At 37.7% G+C, this 19,030-nt stretch carries 26 protein-coding genes; 18 read left to right on the top strand and 8 right to left on the bottom strand.

Annotation, left to right across the window (positions count from 1 at the left end):
- Window positions 1-43: 43 nt before the first annotated feature.
- Window positions 44-295 carry a hypothetical protein gene (locus tag HS5_RS02480; protein ID WP_236752508.1) on the bottom strand — a complete coding sequence of 84 codons (252 nt, stop codon included), beginning with the start codon at window positions 293-295 and terminating at the stop codon, window positions 44-46.
- Between the two features lie 60 nt (window positions 296-355).
- On the opposite strand from HS5_RS02480, the gene HS5_RS02475 reads away from it, so the two are divergent.
- From HS5_RS02475 to HS5_RS02440, 8 genes are all read left to right on the top strand, one after another.
- Entirely contained in the window at window positions 356-1,549 is a 1,194-nt protein-coding gene (locus tag HS5_RS02475; RefSeq protein ID WP_236752507.1) for a 4Fe-4S dicluster domain-containing protein, read from the top strand.
- A gap of 49 nt (window positions 1,550-1,598) precedes the next feature.
- Window positions 1,599-2,156 carry a 2-oxoacid:acceptor oxidoreductase family protein gene (locus HS5_RS02470; RefSeq protein ID WP_236752506.1) on the top strand — a complete coding sequence of 186 codons (558 nt, stop codon included), beginning with the start codon at window positions 1,599-1,601 and terminating at the stop codon, window positions 2,154-2,156.
- Window positions 2,146-2,403, top strand: coding sequence for a 4Fe-4S binding protein (locus tag HS5_RS02465; protein ID WP_236752505.1), 258 nt, complete (start codon window positions 2,146-2,148; stop codon window positions 2,401-2,403). The genes HS5_RS02470 and HS5_RS02465 overlap by 11 nt, the downstream gene beginning before the upstream one ends.
- A complete protein-coding gene (locus HS5_RS02460) occupies window positions 2,400-3,602 on the top strand; it encodes a transketolase C-terminal domain-containing protein (protein ID WP_236752504.1) in 1,203 nt (400 codons plus the stop codon). The genes HS5_RS02465 and HS5_RS02460 overlap by 4 nt, the downstream gene beginning before the upstream one ends.
- Complete coding sequence (gene porB, locus HS5_RS02455; protein WP_236752503.1) at window positions 3,568-4,458, top strand: pyruvate synthase subunit PorB; 891 nt, start codon at window positions 3,568-3,570, stop codon at window positions 4,456-4,458. Before HS5_RS02460 ends, porB begins: the two co-directional genes overlap by 35 nt.
- A gap of 103 nt (window positions 4,459-4,561) precedes the next feature.
- The gene (locus HS5_RS02450; RefSeq protein ID WP_236752502.1) at window positions 4,562-4,759 is read left to right on the top strand and encodes a DUF3311 domain-containing protein; all 198 of its coding nucleotides are present in this window, start codon (window positions 4,562-4,564) and stop codon (window positions 4,757-4,759) included.
- Between the two features lie 2 nt (window positions 4,760-4,761).
- Window positions 4,762-6,312, top strand: a complete 1,551-nt coding sequence (locus tag HS5_RS02445) for a sodium:solute symporter (protein ID WP_236752500.1) — start codon at window positions 4,762-4,764, stop codon at window positions 6,310-6,312.
- Between the two features lie 247 nt (window positions 6,313-6,559).
- Window positions 6,560-7,549: an FAD-dependent oxidoreductase gene (locus HS5_RS02440; RefSeq protein ID WP_236752499.1), complete on the top strand. Its 990-nt coding sequence runs from the start codon at window positions 6,560-6,562 to the stop codon at window positions 7,547-7,549.
- A gap of 151 nt (window positions 7,550-7,700) precedes the next feature.
- On the opposite strand, the gene HS5_RS02435 is transcribed toward HS5_RS02440, so the two are convergent.
- Window positions 7,701-8,168 carry a PaREP1 family protein gene (locus HS5_RS02435; RefSeq protein WP_236752498.1) on the bottom strand — a complete coding sequence of 156 codons (468 nt, stop codon included), beginning with the start codon at window positions 8,166-8,168 and terminating at the stop codon, window positions 7,701-7,703.
- Between the two features lie 177 nt (window positions 8,169-8,345).
- Between HS5_RS02435 and HS5_RS02430 the strand changes: the two genes are divergently transcribed.
- The 6 genes from HS5_RS02430 (at window position 8,346) to HS5_RS02405 (ending at window position 12,576) form a co-directional block, all read left to right on the top strand.
- Window positions 8,346-8,549: a hypothetical protein gene (locus HS5_RS02430; protein ID WP_236752497.1), complete on the top strand. Its 204-nt coding sequence runs from the start codon at window positions 8,346-8,348 to the stop codon at window positions 8,547-8,549.
- The gene (locus HS5_RS02425) at window positions 8,522-9,085 is read left to right on the top strand and encodes a hypothetical protein (protein ID WP_346729555.1); all 564 of its coding nucleotides are present in this window, start codon (window positions 8,522-8,524) and stop codon (window positions 9,083-9,085) included. Before HS5_RS02430 ends, HS5_RS02425 begins: the two co-directional genes overlap by 28 nt.
- Window positions 9,086-9,406: 321 nt before the next feature.
- Window positions 9,407-10,096 carry a hypothetical protein gene (locus tag HS5_RS02420; protein WP_236752495.1) on the top strand — a complete coding sequence of 230 codons (690 nt, stop codon included), beginning with the start codon at window positions 9,407-9,409 and terminating at the stop codon, window positions 10,094-10,096.
- On the top strand, window positions 10,093-11,124 hold the full coding sequence (locus tag HS5_RS02415; RefSeq protein ID WP_236752494.1) for a nitric oxide response protein: 1,032 nt from the start codon (window positions 10,093-10,095) through the stop codon (window positions 11,122-11,124). Before HS5_RS02420 ends, HS5_RS02415 begins: the two co-directional genes overlap by 4 nt.
- A 37-nt stretch (window positions 11,125-11,161) precedes the next feature.
- Complete coding sequence (locus HS5_RS02410; RefSeq protein WP_236752493.1) at window positions 11,162-11,695, top strand: methyltransferase domain-containing protein; 534 nt, start codon at window positions 11,162-11,164, stop codon at window positions 11,693-11,695.
- A 302-nt stretch (window positions 11,696-11,997) separates the two neighbouring features.
- Window positions 11,998-12,576 (top strand): hypothetical protein, encoded by a 579-nt coding sequence (locus HS5_RS02405; protein ID WP_236752492.1) that lies wholly within the window; start codon window positions 11,998-12,000, stop codon window positions 12,574-12,576.
- A 522-nt stretch (window positions 12,577-13,098) separates the two neighbouring features.
- Here the strand turns inward: HS5_RS02405 and HS5_RS02400 are convergent.
- Window positions 13,099-13,539 carry a hemerythrin domain-containing protein gene (locus tag HS5_RS02400; protein WP_236752491.1) on the bottom strand — a complete coding sequence of 147 codons (441 nt, stop codon included), beginning with the start codon at window positions 13,537-13,539 and terminating at the stop codon, window positions 13,099-13,101.
- Between the two features lie 17 nt (window positions 13,540-13,556).
- Window positions 13,557-13,988: a hypothetical protein gene (locus HS5_RS02395; protein WP_236752490.1), complete on the bottom strand. Its 432-nt coding sequence runs from the start codon at window positions 13,986-13,988 to the stop codon at window positions 13,557-13,559.
- Window positions 13,989-14,143: 155 nt separating this feature from the next.
- On the opposite strand from HS5_RS02395, the gene HS5_RS02390 reads away from it, so the two are divergent.
- A complete protein-coding gene (locus tag HS5_RS02390; protein ID WP_236752489.1) occupies window positions 14,144-14,458 on the top strand; it encodes a 4Fe-4S binding protein in 315 nt (104 codons plus the stop codon).
- A 528-nt stretch (window positions 14,459-14,986) separates the two neighbouring features.
- Here HS5_RS02390 and HS5_RS02385 read toward each other — a convergent pair.
- On the bottom strand, window positions 14,987-15,226 hold the full coding sequence (locus HS5_RS02385; RefSeq protein WP_236752488.1) for a hypothetical protein: 240 nt from the start codon (window positions 15,224-15,226) through the stop codon (window positions 14,987-14,989).
- A 134-nt stretch (window positions 15,227-15,360) separates the two neighbouring features.
- Here HS5_RS02385 and HS5_RS02380 point away from each other — a divergent pair, with 134 nt between their 5' ends.
- Window positions 15,361-15,942, top strand: a complete 582-nt coding sequence (locus HS5_RS02380) for a DUF2249 domain-containing protein (protein WP_236752486.1) — start codon at window positions 15,361-15,363, stop codon at window positions 15,940-15,942.
- Between the two features lie 93 nt (window positions 15,943-16,035).
- The gene (locus tag HS5_RS02375) at window positions 16,036-16,878 is read left to right on the top strand and encodes a hypothetical protein (protein ID WP_236752485.1); all 843 of its coding nucleotides are present in this window, start codon (window positions 16,036-16,038) and stop codon (window positions 16,876-16,878) included.
- A 62-nt stretch (window positions 16,879-16,940) separates the two neighbouring features.
- Here HS5_RS02375 and HS5_RS02370 read toward each other — a convergent pair whose 3' ends face one another.
- From HS5_RS02370 to HS5_RS02360, 3 genes are all read right to left on the bottom strand, one after another.
- Window positions 16,941-17,315: a metal-sulfur cluster assembly factor gene (locus tag HS5_RS02370; RefSeq protein WP_236752483.1), complete on the bottom strand. Its 375-nt coding sequence runs from the start codon at window positions 17,313-17,315 to the stop codon at window positions 16,941-16,943.
- 393 nt (window positions 17,316-17,708) lie between these two features.
- A complete protein-coding gene (locus HS5_RS02365; RefSeq protein WP_236752482.1) occupies window positions 17,709-18,044 on the bottom strand; it encodes a hypothetical protein in 336 nt (111 codons plus the stop codon).
- A 67-nt stretch (window positions 18,045-18,111) separates the two neighbouring features.
- Window positions 18,112-18,249 (bottom strand): hypothetical protein, encoded by a 138-nt coding sequence (locus HS5_RS02360; RefSeq protein WP_236752481.1) that lies wholly within the window; start codon window positions 18,247-18,249, stop codon window positions 18,112-18,114.
- 120 nt (window positions 18,250-18,369) lie between these two features.
- On the opposite strand from HS5_RS02360, the gene HS5_RS02355 reads away from it, so the two are divergent.
- A complete protein-coding gene (locus HS5_RS02355; protein ID WP_236752480.1) occupies window positions 18,370-18,903 on the top strand; it encodes a DUF998 domain-containing protein in 534 nt (177 codons plus the stop codon).
- Window positions 18,904-19,030: the final 127 nt, after the last annotated feature.

The following is a 19,030-nucleotide window of genomic DNA, read 5'->3' as shown; positions in this document are numbered from 1 at the left end:
AATCTAGTGTTTAGATTGACCAAGAAAGCAGTTCAAACTCAGACTACATTTCATCAAAAGATCTACACTCCTCTAATATCCCATCAACTATCTCCTCTTTTCTGTCGATCTGACCTACAATGAATTCAACCTCCTCAAGATATTTTTCAAGTTCTTCCTTTGTTAAACCGCATACTCTTTCCCTGTTTTTATCTACAGAAAGCTGAGTTTTCACTTGATACTTTATATCATCAGATAATGCAATTATAGATAAAAAATTTCTAATCAATGCCTGCCTATAAAAATTCGTTTCCATAACATTCTATTATTTCTTTATATAATAAAGTTTAATATCTATCATTACTAATTTTACCTTATGGAGAGACAGTTAGGTTTCATTTTTGACCACAACAAGTGTATCCTATGTAATGCTTGCGTAAACGCCTGCACCCAGGCTTACGGTTATCATTGGAGGAAATTACCAGTTTTCCAAATAGACGGTTACAAAACAGCACTTTCAATTGCGTGCAATCACTGCAGAGACCCGAAATGCATGGACGTTTGCCCAACTGATGCAATAGAGAAAGAGGATAACGGGATAGTACACATTGCGAAGGAGAAATGTATAGGTTGTGGTTACTGCACTTGGGCTTGTCCCTATGAGGCATTGGAAATGGGTAAAGATTCCATGACAAAGTGCGACCTATGTATGAGCAGACTGGGCAACGGTATGCCGTACTGTGTTGAGGCTTGTCCTACGGGAGCGTTAGCTTTCGGTTGGATCGAAGGAGGAAACCAAGTAGATTATTTACCGCCCTTTGAAATAACTAAACCAAACTTTAAGATCATAACGCCTAAGGAAGGAAAAATAGAAGGAGAATACGTTAAGGAGAAAGAGGAGAAGAACTATTTAGGGCTCCTCTCCTTCACAATAGGCAGTGAGGTAGCACTCTTCTACTCACTTCTTAGGTTACCTTACTATGCTCCTATCTCCATAGTCCTCCTTTTAGTTACTCTGCTCCTCTCCATTAATCACTCAAAGTTCTTCTCTAGGTCTTTAAAAATGATCTACGGCCTAAAGAACTCCTGGCTTAGCAGGGAAGTTATATTCTCCCTCCTTTCAATACCTTTCTTCGCACTAGATTTGGTTTACTCACCGGCATATTACGTAGCAGAAGTACTCTTAGCTTTAGGAGTAGCTTCATCAATAATGATTTACATGTTGAAGAGTAGGCCTTCTTGGTATAATGCTGATACGCCGATATCCTTTATAGGTTCTGGGCTCACTGTAGTACTTCCTCTGGCTTACTTCTTTACTCATGACGTAGTTTTTATCGCAGTAGGTGTTTTAGTGGGTGCTCTAGAAATAATTACTGCACATGAAAAGGCGAAGAAATTTAACACACATGAAAGGACATTGTTTAACATACCATATATTGTCTTGATCGTCCTCTCTTTCGTATTTGCACCGTTGTCGATTATAGCTTTTGTCTTAGCAATATATTCAGAAGTTAATCACAGAGTAGAGTTCTTTAAAAAGGTTATATACTATGGAATTCCTAATTATTGAAGTTTTTATTATAAACATTTATTAAGTTAAATAACAAATAATAAATTCGGTGAGACTATCGCTTGAGATACGCTTTCACGGAAGAGGAGGACAAGGAGTTGTTACTTCAGCTGAACTTCTCGCAGTTGCGGCAGGCAAGCAGGGCTTATGGTCATCTGCATTCCCCATCTATGGTGCTGAGAGGAGAGGTGCGGAAATAGAGGCGTACTGTAGGATCTCAGACCAGCCTATTAGGCTTACTTCTCCTATCGAAAATCCCGACATTATAGTCATCATAGATCCTACACTCCTGAATATTTCAAACCCATTGAGGGGGCTTAAGAGGGAAGGAAAAGTTTTGATAAACGCAAAAAACGCTAACATTCCTTTCACTACTTTCGCTATTGACGCCTATAAAATAGCCAGAGATATAGGTCTAGTCAAGTCAGGATGGCCTATGGTGAATGTCATAATGCTGGGGGCTTTAGCTAGAATAATCAACCTTTCCTTAACATCCCTTAACGAGGCAATAGATGAAGAATTTGAAGGAAAATCGGCAGAGCTAAATAAGAGAGGGGCAGAAATCGCTTATAAAATAGTCTCGGAGGTGTACCAACTTGCAGTATGATTACCAATATTTCCCCATCTCAGTCCCCGACAAAGGGGCTGGAGGAAAGACGGGCAATTGGAGAGTAGTAAGACCAGTAATCTCAAGAGAAAAGTGTATCCAATGTAAAGCTTGTTACCTCTGGTGTCCAGAAACGACCATCCACGTCGACAACGGAGTTTACGTTGACTATGAATACTGCAAAGGATGCGGTGTATGTGCGTCAGTATGCCCAGTAAAGGCGATAAGCATGGTGATGGAGCAATGATGAAGACAATTTCCGGAAATGAGGCAGTTGCTTTAGCAGTTAAGTTAGCAAGAGTAGGAGTGGTAGGGATATATCCAATAACTCCACAGACTTCTATTATTGAGAAATTGGCTGAAATGAAAGCTAACGGAGAGCTTGAGGCTGAAATCATAAGGGTTGAAAGCGAACACGCTGCAATGGCTTCAACTTTCGGTGCAGCAGTTGCAGGAGTTAGGGCTTTTACTGCTACGGCATCTCAAGGACTTCTTTACATGCACGAAATGACCTGGTGGGTTGCAGGGAGTAGAGTTCCGGTAGTAATGGTAGTTGCAACAAGAGCAGTAGGTGCTCCTTGGAATATATGGGATGAAAACACTGATTTTATGAGCGAAAGGGACAGCGGTTGGTTAATGGCTTTTGCAAGTAATCCTCAGGAGGCCCTAGACTTGACCTTGCAAGCATTTAGAGTCTCAGAGGATGAGAGAGCCTATTTACCTATGATGGTAGGAATGGACGGTTTCATATTATCTCATATGAAAACTAACGTAAACATCCCTTCGCAGGAAGACGTCGACTTATTCCTTCCGCCAAGGAAACAACCATTCGTCTTAGACTCTGAAAATCCAGTGGGAATGGGTAACATATTTCCTCCAATAGAGTACATGAGACTAAGAAACTCAATCCATGAGGCGATAACTCATTCAGAGGAGGTTATTAAAGAGGTAGGAAGGGAATATCAGAAGATTTCCGGGATAAATAATTACTCAACCTTAAATGTTAAGTACAAACTAAACGACGCAGATTATGCAGTAGTGTTAATGGGTGCTTGGGCAGGAGACGCAATGGAGGCAATAGACGAACTAAGGCAGAAAGGCTTAAGCGTTGGTTTATATAGGATAAGGTATATAAGACCTTGGAGCGAGGATGAAATAACTTCCGCATTAAAGGACAAGAAGGCAATCCTGGTGATCGATAGGGCTACTTCCTTAGGAAGAGGTGGGCCACTTTACCTTGAACTGAAAGCGACTTTACACCACGACCAAATGTGCGGTGTAGTTTCCGGCTTGGGAGGAGTTTTGCTAAATAAAGGAGATTTCAAAGAGATCATCTCCAGATTCGTGGAGAAGGCAAAACAAGGTAATGCAAAAGGTGTAGGTTGGTATTATCCGAAAGGAGGTAAGAAAATTGAGCTTAAGTCTCCGAGATATGCTGAAGAGTAATTCCCTCCTCTCCGGGACTTCAGCTTGCCCAGGCTGTCCAGAGAACATGGCAATGAGAATGGTAGGTATGGCTTTAGGTAATGACGTTGCTTTAATAGTAATAGCCGGATGTTCATCAGTAATACAGGGCTTAGCACCTAGAAACTCCTATAACTTCCCTGTACTTAACATAGCCTTTGCAGCAGGACCACCTGCAGCCTCAGGTATGTGGAGGGCTTACAAACAGAGGAATAAAAACACTACAGTAGTAGTATGGGCAGGAGATGGAGGAACTGCCGATATAGGCTTCGGCTCAATGAGCGGTGCTGCAGAGAGGAACGAGAACTTCATATACATATGCATAGACAACGAAGCATACATGAACTCAGGCGGTCAGAGGAGCGGTTCAACGCCTTTCGGAGCTTACACTTCTACTACTCCTGAGGGTAAAAAGGAGAATAAAAAAGAGATAATGTTCATATTGATGGACCACAATATACCTTATTTGGCTACTGCCTCTGTAGGATATCCTCACGACTTCGTTAACAAGCTGAGGAAGGCGAAGCAGATATTTGGCTTCAAATACGTTCAAGTTTTAACTCCAGACCCTTACGGCTGGATGTTTGACCCTTCGAAGACTGCAGAAGTAGGGAAACTTGCAGTTCAAACTTGTTACTGGCCTTTATTAGAATACGAGAACGGTAAGCTTACTGTAAGTCCGGAGTCCCTCCACTGTTTAGAAAAGTCTACTAGAAGGCCATTAAAGGACTTCATTCAAGTCCAAGGGAGGTTTAAACGCATTAATGAAGAAGAATATAAAGCATTGGAGAACTACATTGATTCCATGTGGGAAAAGATAAAGAAACTTATGAAGTAATTCATACTTTACAATAATTTTTTAAATTTCATACGTTTCCCTTAAATCTTTGTTATCGAAAAATATAAAGAAAACTTAAGTAAACGCGATACTAGAGGTTCTTATGGCGTCAAAATTTTATCCCGCAATTTTCATAATCTTGTTAGTTGATATAGTACTGTACTCCATATTTCCTGTCTTCAACAGAGTTACTCCTTGCTTATTAGGAGTACCATTTTTCTACTGGTATCAAACCATTATGTTAGCAGTAAGTAGTTTAATGTTTTTTGTAGTAGGGTACATATTTAGGGAGGAGGAGTAAAAATGATTCCGCAAACTAATATCAATGATGTAACTTTAGTTGTCTTCCTAGTACTATTTGCGTTATTTGCATTCCTTGGCTTTTACGGTTCAAGGTGGAGAAAAGGAGATCTATCACAACTTCATGAGTGGGGACTGGCAGGAAGAAGATTAGGGATTTTCCTAGTTTGGTTCCTCATGGGAGCTGACTTATATACTGCTTACACTTTCATAGCTGTTCCTGCAGCATTATTCGGCGTAGGTTCTCTTTACTTTTTCGCAGTGCCTTACGTAGCATGGACTTTTGCAATAGCTATGTTAACAATGCCGAGGCTCTGGACAGTATCAAGGAATAAGGGTTATATAACTGCTGCCGACTTCGTAAAGGACAGGTTTAACAGTAGACATTTAGCTTTTGCCGTAGCATTAGTAGGAATAGTTGCAGAACTACCTTACATAGCGTTACAGATAGTCGGCATGGAGGCAGCATTAACAATGCTCATAATAGGTTTAGGAATTAACGGTTCAATAACCTTAATCAACGAGGTATCCCTAGTAATCGCTTTCGCAATACTTGCAGCTTTTACTTACACCAGCGGACTAAGGGGAGCAACTCTTACCGGCGTCTTTAAGGACGCATTAATATGGCTCACAGTAATAGTTTCAATCATAGCAATACCGCTTGCAATACACGGATTCCACGCAGCCTTTTCCTCCATACCTTCAAAGAAGGTAGCTATATATGAGACGTTACCTTCAAAATTAATAATGGCCTACTTCTCCTTAGCTTTAGGAAGTGCAATTGCCTTGTACTTATATCCTCACGCAATAAACGGTTCATTAAGCTCGGTGAGCAAGAAACAACTTAAGCTCAGCACTTCGCTTCTACCCATTTACGGTATAGGATTAGTATTTTTAGCATTATTCGGCATTTTGATCTACGGTGTACCTAACGCATTGAAAGCAATAAGCGATTTAGCCCCAGTTATAGGCAAGTCAGCAGCTGCAGATTTAGTAGTTCCTGCTACAATAGCTTACACACTACCTTCTTGGTTTATAGGCATCGCACTAGTAGGAGTATTCATTGGCGGATTAGTTCCGGCTGCAATAATGGCAATAGCTATCTCTAACCTATTCGTAAGGAATATAGTAGAGGAAATTAAACCGTTATCGATGAAGGGAGAATCTACACTGGCAAAATGGATGTCTGCAGTTTTCAAGTTCGCAGCATTAGGTTTCGTTTTCGCAGTTCCAGGCTACGCAATAACACTTCAATTATTAGGAGGAATAATAGTAGCGCAAGCAATGCCCTCCGTCTTTCTGGGGCTTTACACTCATAAGTTAGAAAAGTGGTCGCTATTGGCAGGGTTAATAGCTGGAGTAGCTTCAGGGGTAGGGTTATACTATTATTACCACGGCGTCTTTATGTCAACCCCGATAGGCTCAGTTTACATTGCATTAATAGCTCTAGCACTTAACTTGGTAGTGACAGGGATAGGGACTGCAATAGCTTACGCGACTGGTTGGAGACCAGCATCTAAAGTAAAGGATGAGGAAATACTGAAATCAATGTGAATTTCATACTTTGAGAGTAGTTCATTTTTTATCAATTATTTAAACTTACTTTTAAATTACCGTTAGTATTTTGGAAAAGCTCTTAGACCACGATTAGTGTTATATCCTTAGTCTAAAGCTATAAACTTTCTAAAAGCATTAGAATTTAAGAAAAGCTGATGAACTTAAAGCCCAAGAATATCGAAGTACACAATAAAGCATGGATTTTATAACTCGCGAATATAAAGAAGTTTTCAAAGAATAATATATGACAATCGTAATAGTTGGCGGAGGATTTGCAGGATTTTCGGCAAAAGGAGGTAAAAAAGAAGAAGAGAAGATTGTCCTAGTTGACAGGAAGGACTACTTTCTCCTAACTCCTTGGGTAATTGACTACGTTTGTGGGCTTAGGGACGACGTTACAATAAAATATAGAGACGTTATAGTGGGTGAACTAAGTAAGGTTGACTTTAAGGAAAAGAAAGTGTACTTAAGCGACGGGAAGGCACTCAACTACGATAAGTTGATCCTTACCATAGGTCACCACCAAAACCTACCTAGGTTAAAAGGTGCTAGAGAATTTGCCCACAAGATTGAAACCTTTGAAGACGCAACAGCCTTGAAGAAGAGGCTTGAGGAAGTAAATGACGTAGTAATAGTTGGCGGAGGAGCTACGGGAGTAGAATTAGCAGGAAACATAAAAGGAAAGAACATTACATTAATACAAAGGAGGGACAGACTCTTACCTACAATGACTACTGCATCTGCTAAGAAAGCCCAAAAGCTCCTTGAAGAGAAAGGAGTAAACCTTTTGCTGGGAGTTGAAGCAGTTGAAGTGCAGAAGGACAAAGTAATAACTACTCACGGTGAAGTAAAATCTGAGCTTACGATCTTTGCCGGAGGTCTAAAAGGACCTGAGATAATAAATTCTCTACATAAGAATAGGAACCACAGGATGTTAGTTGATAAATTTTTAAGGTCAATAGATTACAAGGACGTCTACGCGGCAGGAGACTGTGCAACTTTTGAGAATTCTGAGATACCAATGTCTGCAGATGTTGCAGTCCAAGCAGGGAGAGTTGCAATAAAGAATACCTTAGGAGAAGAAGAGGAGTTTATCCCTAAAAGGACTGCCACGATACTGAGGATAGGGGATGAATATTTTGGTGACTTTGGAGAAAATTACGTCGAAGGGAACTTTGCTAAACTTCTGAAGGGCATTGCTTATGTAGAAAGCAGAATGTTACCTAAGGAGTAAACAAGTTTAGCAATATGAGTGCATTTAGACATGAGATAAGGCAGATACTTTATAGGTGTTAAGCCTCAAATTCTAAATCACAAAGTATGCTTTGATAAAAAATTGGACTATCCACAAGCACAAGATAGAAGACAATGTATAGTAACCCGCATCATTGCAGGACTTTTTCTCCCTCTTCTAACATCTTTCTGATAGTATTAATCCTGGGTAAAATATCTTGAATACTCCACTTAGCTTCATGAAGACCCCAGACGTGTAAAGCGTAAGCAGTATCCCACCCATTCATTACCCATGTTCCCAGATTTGAGGAAAGTTTACCTGCTGCAGAACCGAGCAAGTATGTATACCATCTCCCTTCATTTCTTGCTTTCTGGTACTCCGGTAGGTTAAACTTCTCAGCAAGGGCTTTCACAAGCTCCTCTGCAACTTTATAAGCTTTCTCAGAAGCTTGGACTGGGTCGCCTTTCTTAACGTAATCCTCAGCCTCGGCCATGTACTTTTTAGCCATCTCTAACCTAAACTTTACTTCACCGTCTGGGTCGTCTTTGTAGATTAGTTGAATTAAAACATCTTCAACGTCTATTCCTTTCTCCTCAGCTTTCCTTATTAGCTCTTCCATTATCTGATATTCCGCTGTTGAGTATTAAAGTTTTAAGAGAGTTTTTGAAGATCGTTCAAAAACATTCATTGTAGTAACTATCTTGAAATATAATTATTAACTTCGTAAATTAAGTGTAAAGCTTGTTCAACGGTATAAAGTTATGTTTATTATCTCTGTGTGAGATATACTCTTCTTGTGGTAGACCCAAAGGTAATAATAAGGTTGCTGGAAGATAGACCCAGACCCAGAGGGAGTAAGATTACTGAAGAAGACCTAAAGAGGCTGGCTAAGCTGGGGGAAGAGAACATAAAATTATTGGAAGAGCTGGGCTGTTGGAAGGTAGAAGGTGGTGTAATATACTACAAGACTGGTTGCTTAGGGAATTACTTTCAAGAGTGAGTGAACTAAAAGGGAGTGAGACTGACCGTTTCTTAAAATTCCTGGCAATTTTGAACACTTTGTTAGAAGAGAAAAAATTGGGTAGAATAATAATAGTAGGAGGTTTTGCTGCAGAAATATATTCCGGTAGGAGCTATAGGACAGGAGACGTAGATATAATTATTGAGGGAGGAGCGGAGGAATTAGTTAGACAAGTGTTGAAGGAGATCTCAGATCAAGGGCTTAGAATATACTTACCAAAGATAAGGGAAATATCCGAAAAAGGGATAGACATAGTAGATGACGTTTATACTAGGCGTAAGCCTCCAATTAGGATGCAAGTAGACTCTTCATACTACGTTTACATACTACCGCCGGAGGAAGTTATAATAACTTACTTAGAGGCATGGAAATTCTGGAATAGTACTGAGGACAGGATTAAAGCAGTTCTAGTTTATTGTACTCAGTTAAGTAACATCGACATGGATTACCTAAATTCTGAAAGCGAACGCAGGAGAGTTAAGGACTATCTAGAGAAACTTAAGGGATATTGTTAGTGTCTTGTGAGTATTTAATGCGAGTTAGAATTTACGAGACTAATTAGAGAGGCAAACAGCAATAGCTAGAACGTCATTGAATCGAGATTTTCCAAAACGTAAAAGTTTAAGGAAACTCCCTTCATAAAAATTATAATATTCATCGTAAATTAATAAACATCTTTTATCTTACTTCTTAGTCCTACACTCGTTTATAAAAAATTTTTAATAAATAAGCGGTAGATTATCGCGAATGTTTAACGATAAACATTTTCTTTGAACCTACAGACGCCTAAAGGTTTAGGGTAACTAATTTAAAATTACTTTAACTCACTACTACCTATGGAAAGAGGAAGGAGAAACGACGCGGCATATTTCATTTTACTCTTAACTTACATTCTAGCAGTTGCCTCTCATCCTGCCTTAGTCTCACTCATATTCCTCCCAATAATGGCTTTACATGGCTTTACAATAGATAAAACCCTTCCAAAAGTGCTATCGAGGAAAATAGGGTTAACTGAAATAGGTTTATTCGCGTTAAATTCCATCCCTTACCTGTACTTCTTCACACCGTTAATATTTATTCCTGCAACGGCATTCCTCCTTACTATTATATTATCATACACCAAGTCAAAAATGCTTCCTCAGTTGACAGGGACTTTAGGCTTAGCACTCCTTTACTTACCTCTTGTTCAGATCTTCGGCGGGTGGAGTATGTTAAACCTTGGAGTTTACTTGGTCTGGTCTACGTACACACTGGTTGAAGCTATTTACGTTGAGTATAAGTTACCTTTTAGGAAAGTGAGTATAAACCAACTGAGGTTATCTTGGGTAGCTTCCCTTATACTTAACTCTTTTGCAGTAATAATTAACCCATTGTTAGTCCTCCCGTTAATAGAACCCACAATAAGGTACATTAATCCCGGAGCTAAGCTAAAGTCCGCATCTGAAATTAAAGGCCTCGGAAGAAAAGGTATTAAAAGGACTCTCCTGGTCTTTATCCTTTTATTATTAATAGTGATGTTAAAATGAAGGCAGGAATGGCACTGCTATTGATGGGCATAGGTCTACTCCTCTTTGCAGGAGTCCCAATGGTCCTCGAGTTCATGTCAATGCAGGGGTTCCAAATCTGCGTAAATTTTCCAGTACGTGCACACTGGTTTTCCATGATCTACGGATTTTTCCTAATATTAATAGGGAACGAAATACTCATAGCCCTTAGCAACGAATGGACAAGAAAAGTAGCCCCTACGCCGGTAATTGCAGTCTTTGGCTTAGTAACGCTTTTGGCTAACATCCTAAATTACTTTTCAGTTAATCCATTCCAATACTATCTCGTTTTAATATCCCTAGGAATACTTCTCTCGTACTCTGAGGCGTATTTTCACCCATCCAGTATAGGCTTACCTCCCACAACTTACAATTACCTGCTCTTTATTACCCTTATTCTATCCCTCTTCATAGTAGGCTTTCAGTCAGTATTTTACCTTCCAGCCTTAAGTTTGGCTTTCCCTACATTAACGATTTTTGCAATACTCTCCAGAGATGTAGGGCTTGTGTTAGGTGGAAAAAAGATTAACGCTCCGGCAATGGTTGTAGGTTACATATTTTTAGCCTTTGGAATAATCTTTTACCCTCCATTAATTATCTTAGCCTGGGCTTTCTCGCTTTACGCAACTAAACTTCCCTTAGCTAAGGGGAGGAGATATCCAAAGGTGGCATTAAACATTGCTTGGGTTTGGTTACTCGTTTCAGCATTGCTATACACTAACTACGATATTTTCGTTCACGCAATTGCAGTAGGCTTCCTATTTAATACTGTCTTCGGTGTTGATGCAGTATTAATGGACATGATTATAGGGATAACCGGAAAGAGAGTTGTAATCCACCCTTCTTACATTCCTTTAGTCCTGCTGAACTTAGGGTTAACAATGAGAGTTATCTTCGACCTAGGCGTAAATTCACCAATCTTACTCCTTTCAGCTCCACTTCAGGGTATAGGAGTTCTTTCCTTCTTCGGTATAACTTTGGGGAGTGTCGTAAGGCAAGCAAAATATTAGGTGTCTCTTTTTTATTTAATTAATTAAACTAAAAATCATGTCTTCCCTTTTTGATAGCTTACACGCATGGAATTATAAGGTTTGCAGAAGGATGGGGATGACGATAGATGAAGAAATCCTTTACGCCAAATTCCTTAGGAAGCTGTTAAAACCGTATTCTAAAGCCCTAGAGATCGGCGGTTGTAATTGCCTCTTTTCGTTGAACTTAAAAGGAGTAATAACAATAGACGTCTGGAAAGAAATACCTTTAGAGGAAGTTAAAAAATACGCTAAGTCCCAACTGGTTGAAAATCTTTTCCCACTTCCTTTCAGAGATAATTCATTCGATTTAATTTATTCCCCACTATTCTTCAGTAACGTCAAGAGGGATGTAAGGAAGGAGATGGCTAAAGAAGTATATAGAGTAATTAAGGAGAGAGGGACATTAATCCTCATTGAAATAGAACTTTTAAGGAAAATGAGAAAGGACTTCTTTGACCTGGGTTTCCAAGAGAAAGGCTACTACGTTTATCAAGGGATTTTCTTCTCTATAATGGAACTGGATAAAAAGAGTGCAGAACCCGTGGCGTAGAGACTTCAGTCAAACCCATAATCGCAAGAGATCTGCGCTACGTGGTTTTGTACAGTTTATTTAATACTATAAAATCATATCAGCAGATAGATAATATCCTTATCTCATCAGATTAAATAGTCATTCTCTAAAGTAGATCCAGTGTTCACAACTCCAAAGACACAGTATTTAAAAGCTCCATAACTGTCATAAAAAGGAAGGTTTAATTATACACTTCTCCTCCACTTCATCCCCCCCGTATCCCCGGGAGGATCCGCTTCATCGTCATCATGATTATTTATACTCTTGCTTAAAAAAACTTTATGATATATCTAGGAATAGACACTTCCGGCGACCACGATATTTTAACCCCTTACGTAGTAAGCATTACCTACTCAGACAATAGCCCTTCAATAGAAGAATCGATCCTCGGAAATGCATATAAGGAAATTAAGAAGTCTCTAGGAAACTACATACTTCACGCCACTAACGACTCGGAGAAAGTGAGGAGGTTTGTGGTAGAAACCTTATACAAATACGACGTCAGGTCTTATATTATAGTCGTCATGGACAGGGACAGGGTTAAAAAGGACTTGATAAAGGTAATGAAAAGCTTAGTTAGCCGTGACTCTTTTGCAGTTTACGATAATAGCGTATTTGATAACGTGATAAAAAAGGTAGTTAAAAAAGCGTTTAAAGTATCACTTTCGAGGAAAGATAGCATGACTATCCCTTTACAGTTAGCGGACTACTTCTCATATTATTGGTGGGGACTATTTTCAGGAAAGATGAAAGATTACTCCTCCCTAGAAAAGGTAATGAATTTAACTACGAAAGTCAGGGTGTTAGGAAAGGAAAAGGAGACAGAATTTACACAAGTGACAGCATTAGCACGGCCGTAAACGGTCTAAAGAGAAGTTCAGAAAAAACTTACACTTATCATTCACTTTTAAGAGAATCGGTTTATCAAAATGATAAGGTTCGTGTATTTATTAATATTTGGATATAATTGTCTGCTTTTATTTGGTAATACAGACTCTCTATATTATACTTGGTCAGACCCTGAAGGTCAAGGGAAAATACGGACAGTCATAACATATCTAACTTTGTTAAACGGAGGAATCATAAGTTCAGACAACATTATCCTGTGCCCTGGCCTCTAAGGCTTAACCAAGTATATTGATAAAGTTTTAGATTTGCGTTAGGTTGAGCTAAGAAATAGACGAATGTGGTTTACTCTCTTAAGCTGAGGAACCTCACAGATTCGTTTTATGGAATAGCCTAAGTTTGTTGAAAATCTTTAAGCTAGTTAAAGTAAAACAACTGCTATTATTACAATATTTACCACAAGATTGTACTCAATAAACTTTTGAATACAAATAAGTTTCTACTACAGTACTTTTATCTTGCTAGAATAAAAACGATTAACGTATTGCTTTACATTTCCACTCTTTCGGCGGTACAGCTATTTTTATTTCCTCTAATATAAGCTCAGCTTGCTCTTCATCACTCAATTGATCCAATTCTTGATACACACTACCTTCTTCTGCACCATCGTGTTCTAAAAGTACTCTCATGAATTCGCTTATTTTCTCCTGAGCTTCCTCAACCTTACCGCCTTCTAAATATTCCTTAACCTTATCTAATAACATCCACATACTACCGTGCTCAACCTCTAAAGCCCTCATAATAGTTAAAAGCGTCGTATTGTTTATCTTAGGAAAGAGAAATTCTTCCTCCCAATAAATATGATTAACGTAAGCGTTCCTTATTTCGTTATATGTCGACTCATTTGGAGACTTCATGAACTCTTCAACTAAGTTCTCTAATCTCCTATGATCTAACGTCAGAATTGAAGCAAGCAATTCTAGATCTCCTTACACTAAGCTTGCTTATAATAAGATATAATTTCAACTATTCCGTTCCTCTTTTCTGTAGGTAAGTAAAGGTTGTAGTAAAATCCGATTATACTGTCTCCGACCTTAATGTAGAAATTCCTCTTCTCTACGAGCTTTTTCTTATCAAAGCTCAACAGCACATCGTGTACTTCACTAACGCTCTTTCCAATAGATTTACTCAACTGAACCACTTGGTCTATAAATTCGTTCTCTAAATCATAAAACGTGTATAACTCAAGGTCCCAGTATGTAGAACCGTTTATGTAAATTGCTCCTTTACTTTCGCTGACGTAAACCATAGGATTAGCCGGTATGTTAAAGTAAAACGTTGTACCTCCTATAGGTATTTGTAACGTTTTGTCGTATATGCCTCTTAACTTTTTCACTTGTTCTTGAATTTGATATTGGGCTAACATCTTTCATCACAATTCAATACATTCCCTTGGTAGTATAAAAACTCATAACCTAATCCCTTAAAATAATAGAAGGGTAAATTAACCACAGCTAGACAACTTAAGTATTAGGTGTCACGCTTTTAAAAAACTAAGATAGACTTATACTAGGTGACGTAATGGGAATAGACCCGAACTACCGTACTTCAAGGCAAGTTGTTGGCGAGCATGAGGGGCATAAAATATACGGTCCAGTAGAGTCTCCCAAAGTGTTGGGAATTCACGGAACAATAGTTGGTGTGGACTTCGATGTATGTATTGCTGATGGCTCTTGTATAACTGCTTGTCCGGTTAATGTGTTCCAATGGTACGATACGCCAGGACATCCAGCATCTGAGAAGAAGGCAGACCCAATAAATGAACAAGCTTGCATATTCTGCATGGCCTGCGTAAACGTATGCCCAGTTGCAGCAATTGATGTAAAACCACCGTGAAGTCCCCCTCATTAAAGGAATTTTTCTTTCTTTCTCTTCATTTATCAGGATACCGCTTTTCAAAGCTTTACGCATTAAGATTGAAGTTATCGTTTTTAACTAATTACGTTAACAAACTATAAATAAGAGTTACTCCTTAATTCATCTCAACTACGACGTCTGAGAAGAATGACCTTCGCAAGCACTAATCCTGTGATCATAAAAATTTTCAGTACAATTATAGTTTCCAATATTATCATTAATATTTACTAATAATATGTTTTAATATTTCAGCTCAGACGATACATTCTTCGATTATACTATGGAGTAATTTCTTTGCGAATTCGCTTTAGAAAAATATTCGACAAACTTGTCAACATGAGAACGTCTCTGTTATCTTGATGAGTTTATGAATTAAAGATTTTTAAGGCAGTGCAAAAATTAGCTTTATACAATCACTCACTAGTAACAAGTTATTCCCACTAGGACTATCTCTTTAATCATTAACAGTTTTTAAAATGAATTAAAACTATAATATCCTAAGGTTGCCTAGTAATTTTGTACTCTTGAAGATCGTGCAATTATATACGTTATCCATTCTCCTGAAGCTTTTCTCTTCACTACTATGTCGACTTTTTGTCTAATTCCCATTTTTCTTAATACTTTCGACGGATCCTTATAAGAAAATAATATTAGCATCTCGCCTTCTTTCATTCTATCGATAATCATTTCAAGTACTTTAAACGCATAATCTCCTAAGGCCCTCATATCGATAAGGTAAGACTTCACGCTATCCTTTTCTTTCCATTCATTTTTATACCTTTAGCCTAAACTTTTAGCATCTAAGCGAGAGGTCCTTAAACGAAATCGTACCTTATATTTTAGTTATTCCATTTTTATATCCAGTAAAATAGATCTTACTCATGGAACTAGATCTCAGAAGTGTTGAACCGCAATATAGGCATACATTAGTACTGGAGACATTTAGTAAGATGAAGGACGGTGAGGAATTAACAGTAATAGCAGATCACTATCCTACACACTTAATACAACTTTTATCTGGGCAAATCGAAAAATATAATGTGGAGCAAACTAATACCGGAGATTTCGTGCTAAAAGTAAAGAAAGGTTCTAAGGCAATCATTGCCCACATTTCTGAATTTAGGAAGATGGGAGACACATTTACACCGGTCCCGGTATTAAGGAAAAACGAGTATGGAGTTATTTTAGTTTTCTTCAAAGCGGGACAATACATTCCAGTACACGCTCCAGATTCCGACCTAATATTCTATGTGCTCCAAGGAAAGGGGACAGCTTATGTTGACAATAAGGAAGTTGAGATAAGAGAAGGATCTATAATTATAGTACCTAGGGGAGTCAAGAGGGGAATAAAAGCTGAAACTTACATGGAAGCACTCCATATAGTCGTCCCTAGTCCTTCACCTGAGGATCATGAGAAAATAATGGGAGCAGCTATGAAAGGTATTCAAGAAGTAGATTTTTAAATAAAAGGTAAATCTGCTTTTTCAGCCATTATTTATGAGACTTGAATTGACCCGAATTTTTAATTAAAAAAGAAGAAGATATAGTGAAAAGCAATGCCTAGTATGGAGATAGAGGATATAATACCCCCTTTTAATCTGCTTTATACTGTTTGGCTTTTGAAGAGGGTAAAGAACAACGAAATAGATGAAATATTAGATGACAAATCTTACGTTAGAGTCCTCAATAAAGATACAGTAGTAAAAGTAAAACAGATTGGTGGAATTTATAACCCTAAGCTCAGAGTGGAAATCTTAGGTAGTAAAGATGAAGATGAGGTAATCAAAACATTGAGAAGAATTTTAGGGCTGGACATAGATTTAACAAGTTTTTATAATAAAATTTTAGATAGCCAATACTTTTCCGGTCTAGCAAGGAAATTCATGGGTGCTAAGCCAGTAGTTTTCCCAACTCTTTTAGAGACCGTTATCAATGCAATTTCTTGTCAGCAAATATCACTTAATGTGTGTTTAACTTTAGTCAATAAACTAGCTGAAAAGTTAGGAGGAAAAATCTTGTTGGATAGTATGCAGATCAACGTTTTCCCCACAGTTGAGGGTCTGACTAGGGCTAAACCTGAAGACCTCAGAAGTCTAGGCTACAGTTCAAGAAAAGTTGAATACATATTAAATGCCGTAAACGCAATAAAGGATAATAACAGTCTCGAATCAATTAAGGGTCTAAAGGGTTTAGGTAAGTGGTCAATAAACTACATATTGCTAAGAGGACTAGGGAGGATTGACGTGATTCCCACGGGAGATGTTGGATTTAGGAATAAGGCTAAAAGATTTCTAGGTGTAGAAAAAATTGAGGATATACTTTCCCCATTTAAAGAATATTCCGGGATGATTTATTATTACCTTCTTTTAGAAAATCTTTCTCGCGAAGGAATCCTGTAATAAAATTGATTATAAATCCTATCTCTGAGTTAAAAATCATTAGTGGCTTAAGTAATTGGAATTTATTGAGTTTCGTTAAGTTGTATTCCATAACTTTCAGCCCATTGTTTAACTATATCATATCCGTATTTCTTCTTGAATTCCTCTCTGCCTTCTTTAGTCATCATTAACGGTGTCCATTGCGTTTCCAAATCTAAATCTACAGTTATCTTTTTAGCAGGAACTCTCTCTTTAATTACTTGTTCCACGGTATACACAATGTCTTCAGTTACGGGACAACCCGGAGACGTTGCACCTACTTTTATGTACACTTCTCCATTATCGCTAATCTTCAAATCGTAAATCAATCCCAGGTCGACTATATTTATCGGGATTTCAGGGTCGTAAACCTCCTTTAAACCTTCCATTATTGTGGTCTTCCATTCCTCCTTATTCATGTGTAACCATTTTGTTTTAGAAACTAATTATACATGACACCTAATGGATAAGGTTTTATTATGTACATTCAAGTATTCTATGCACCTTTCCTTATATAATCTGAGAGAAGATATTGTGATGGCGCATCACTGTAGATGTCTGGAAAACGTGGATAGCTTTAGCAGAATTAAGTTTAGCTACATATAACTCATGAAAGGCACTATAATTTTACTCGTCAACTACGTTTTCATCAATTTATGATTATCTCTCTTATAATTCTCCATCATTTCAATTCGTCGTGATACAGTGTATACTCAGGATTTTAAGAATGGAATTCGCCATACCTCATAAAACTTTAAAGAGCAAGATCTTCTTCTCATTGAGGCGTTTTATGCAATGAGTATTATTGCCCTTTAAACTATAATCAAAATAAGGAGTAAATATGTCATTTCAATTAGTTCATAAACTCCGTAGTATTTTAATCTTACTGGAGAATATATTTTACTTAAAGATCCTCTCAAATAAGCTATTCCTCCTATAACGTGAATTATAAGGTATATGTAAGCAATAATAGCGATAATTTCGTTAGAGTAAAGTATTGGCGAAAGCACTAGGATGAAATAAAACGCCATTTCATAGATTGCAACTAAATATCCTATCGACTTTGGGAAAGTCCTTTTAGAAAAAGATAGTAAAGTCCCAAATGCGTGTATAACGACCATGATCAACGTTAAATATACTAATAGCATGTGAGGAAGTGACGCTATTAGTATATTAAAAATGTTCACCTTAAACATTAGGGGTATGAAAATCTGCTTAGCTCTTTATACTTTCTCTCCTTCTGTAGCCTATTATTAGTACGAGAGCGTGAATTTCTAATATCTTGCTTTCAGTTAGCAATAAATCAAAAACTTCCAAATTCTCTAGACTTCTAACTTCAATTCCCTGTAGCAAGAAGTACGTAATAAATGACAAATTATATGACTAATGTGAAAAGTCATAGCTCCTATAAGCGTTAACATGCCGCAAAGTAAACTCCACGATTTATTAACTTTAATTTCTAAATAATTAGTCATGGATAAATATAAAATTTCAAGTTATCTTATACTCTTAGGAGTTACGGAATTTTTCTTCCTTATGTTTATCTCTGAAACATTGTATCCAAACTACTCCGTCAAATTTAATTATATAAGCGACTTAGGAGTTGGAAGAACTGCAATAATATTTAATTCATCAATAATTGTATTGGGGATTTTACTGATGGTGTCGGCTGTGCTATTAAGAAAGTTGTTTTCGTTTGCCGTATTTCTGGCGGGATTAGGTGCGATGTTTGTTGGAATATTTCCGGAAACTACTGGGGCTCCTCACCTAATTTCGGCATTAATAGCGTTCCTATTCGGAGGAATCGGAGCTATATTGAGTGGTTTAACTTTAGCTCATGGGGCAGTAAAATATTTCTGGGTTATATTAGGCTTAATGACGCTATCTTCTCTGGTTCTCTACGTAACGAGTTATTACGGGCCTTTGGGCCCAGGGGGAATGGAGAGGATGATAGTATATCCAGAGTTAATATGGGGGTTTAGTATTGGAACTTACTTAGCAAAGTAGCTTAAATTGGAAACAATTGAACAACACAGATTAAATATGAAAATAACCTTTATTTTCTTTAATAGTTTTAAATTTTATTTTCTAGATAAAAAGTTAAGAAATGCTAGAGAGCTTATTACTGAGTACA

The organism is Acidianus sp. HS-5 (assembly GCF_021655615.1).
Lineage (GTDB): Archaea > Thermoproteota > Thermoprotei_A > Sulfolobales > Sulfolobaceae > Acidianus.
This window is presented reverse-complemented; position numbering and strand designations above follow the sequence as displayed.

Coding starts and splice junctions, on each gene's coding strand:
- HS5_RS02395 (WP_236752490.1), bottom strand. CDS start 13,988: ATGTTAGCCCAATATCAAATTCAAGAACAAGTGAAAAAGTTAAGAGGC.
- HS5_RS02435 (WP_236752498.1), bottom strand. CDS start 8,168: ATGGAAGAGCTAATAAGGAAAGCTGAGGAGAAAGGAATAGACGTTGAA.
- HS5_RS02415 (WP_236752494.1), top strand. CDS start 10,093: ATGAAGGCAGGAATGGCACTGCTATTGATGGGCATAGGTCTACTCCTC.
- HS5_RS02365 (WP_236752482.1), bottom strand. CDS start 18,044: ATGCTATTAGTATATTTAACGTTGATCATGGTCGTTATACACGCATTT.
- HS5_RS02410 (WP_236752493.1), top strand. CDS start 11,162: ATGTCTTCCCTTTTTGATAGCTTACACGCATGGAATTATAAGGTTTGC.
- HS5_RS02405 (WP_236752492.1), top strand. CDS start 11,998: ATGATATATCTAGGAATAGACACTTCCGGCGACCACGATATTTTAACC.
- HS5_RS02370 (WP_236752483.1), bottom strand. CDS start 17,315: ATGAATAAGGAGGAATGGAAGACCACAATAATGGAAGGTTTAAAGGAG.
- HS5_RS02390 (WP_236752489.1), top strand. CDS start 14,144: ATGGGAATAGACCCGAACTACCGTACTTCAAGGCAAGTTGTTGGCGAG.
- HS5_RS02440 (WP_236752499.1), top strand. CDS start 6,560: ATGACAATCGTAATAGTTGGCGGAGGATTTGCAGGATTTTCGGCAAAA.
- HS5_RS02375 (WP_236752485.1), top strand. CDS start 16,036: ATGCCTAGTATGGAGATAGAGGATATAATACCCCCTTTTAATCTGCTT.
- HS5_RS02355 (WP_236752480.1), top strand. CDS start 18,370: ATGGATAAATATAAAATTTCAAGTTATCTTATACTCTTAGGAGTTACG.
- HS5_RS02420 (WP_236752495.1), top strand. CDS start 9,407: ATGGAAAGAGGAAGGAGAAACGACGCGGCATATTTCATTTTACTCTTA.
- HS5_RS02380 (WP_236752486.1), top strand. CDS start 15,361: ATGGAACTAGATCTCAGAAGTGTTGAACCGCAATATAGGCATACATTA.
- HS5_RS02480 (WP_236752508.1), bottom strand. CDS start 295: ATGGAAACGAATTTTTATAGGCAGGCATTGATTAGAAATTTTTTATCT.
- HS5_RS02475 (WP_236752507.1), top strand. CDS start 356: ATGGAGAGACAGTTAGGTTTCATTTTTGACCACAACAAGTGTATCCTA.
- HS5_RS02460 (WP_236752504.1), top strand. CDS start 2,400: ATGATGAAGACAATTTCCGGAAATGAGGCAGTTGCTTTAGCAGTTAAG.
- HS5_RS02445 (WP_236752500.1), top strand. CDS start 4,762: ATGATTCCGCAAACTAATATCAATGATGTAACTTTAGTTGTCTTCCTA.
- HS5_RS02450 (WP_236752502.1), top strand. CDS start 4,562: ATGGCGTCAAAATTTTATCCCGCAATTTTCATAATCTTGTTAGTTGAT.